The sequence below is a fragment of the Clostridium sp. C2-6-12 genome, from assembly GCF_009928485.1.
In the GTDB taxonomy this organism is placed as follows: domain Bacteria; phylum Bacillota; class Clostridia; order Clostridiales; family Clostridiaceae; genus Clostridium.
Map to the genome: position 1 here is coordinate 1 of NZ_JAABNP010000085.1, position 1,520 is coordinate 1,520.

Annotated in this window: 1 protein-coding gene; it reads left to right on the forward strand. The window is 28.1% G+C overall.

Features of this window, described 5'->3' with window-relative positions; translation table 11 throughout:
* Positions 1-61: 61 nt before the first annotated feature.
* A partial coding sequence (locus tag GXK56_RS27470; protein WP_160693480.1) for an IS1182 family transposase occupies positions 62-1,520 on the forward strand: 1,459 nt, incomplete at its 3' end.

Sequence of the window (1,520 nt, forward strand, 5' to 3'; positions counted from 1 at the left end):
TTTTTATGGAAATAAAAAAATGTGAATTCCGAGGAACTCACATTCATTGTATAATTAACTTATGCAACTAAATAAATCATACATTAAAAATTATAATGAATTTAATGATAAATTTCAACTTGTATTACCATTAAATTTAGAAAACTTAATACCAGAAGATGATTCTGTCCGCTTGCTAAGCCATGTATTGGAGGGATTAGATTATAGTAAGTTGTATTCGGCGTACTCTTCCGTTGGAAGAAAACCGGCAGTGGACCCTAAAATCATGTTCAAAATAATATCATATGCTTATTCTCAAAATATTTATTCAAGCAGAAAAATCGAAAAAGCATGCAAAAGAGATATAAATTTCAAGTGGTTACTTCAATGTTATAAGGCACCCGATCATGCCACAATAAGTAGATTTCGTAAAGAATATATTTCAAATGAGATAATTGAAGATTTATTTTATCAACAAGTTAATTATTTAGCAAGTCAAAATGAAATACTATTTGAAAATGCATTTATTGATGGCACAAAAATCGAAGCGAATGCTAATCGTTATACGTTTGTTTGGAAAAAAACTATTGTAAAGAATGAAGAAAAAATGTTTGGTAAGCTTCTTGTTCTTTTAGAAAATATTAACCTTGAAGAATTAAATGAATTCACTCTTCAGAAAGAAACATTAATAGATGATATTGATAAAATTCTCCACTGGCTTGTATGTGAAAAAAAGAAAAGAAACATAGAATTTGTTCATGGAATTGGTAAACGAAAAACTAAAATTCAAAAGTGGACAGAGCAACTATCTGAATATAAAGAAAGACAAGAAAAATATAATTTGAGTAAAAGAATATTTTCAAAAAGAAATAGTTATTCCAAAACTGATACGGATGCAACTTTCATGCATATGAAAGATGATCATATGAGAAATGGGCAATTAAAACCTGCATATAATGTACAAATAGCAGTTGAAAGTGAATACGTAACCGGGGTCGGAATATTTGATGATAGAAATGACATAGCAACTTTGATACCTATGCTTAAGAATATGAAAGAAAAAATTGGCCGAAAATATCTTAATATAATTGCAGATTCAGGTTATGAGAGTGAAGAAAATTATTTGTTTTTAGAATCAAATAAACAAACTCCTTATATAAAACCACAAACTTATGAGAAGTGGAAAAAAAGAAGTTTTAAAAATGATATAAGTAAGCGTGAAAATATGAAATATGATGCTGAATCTGATTTTTATATTTGCCATAATGATAAAAAATTAATACCGACTTCTATTATTCATAGAAAATCCGCAAGTGGATACAAATCAGAAATAACTGTGTATGAATGTGAAAACTGTGATAACTGTAATCATAAAATAAAGTGCACAAAAGCAAAAGGAAATAGAAAGATGCAGGTTTCAAAAACCTTTGTGGAAAAGCGTGAAATATCCTATAAAAATATTACAACTGAATTTGGAACTAAATTAAGAATGAACAGATCTATTCAGGTCGAAGGAGCATTTGGAGTTCTAAAAAGTGATT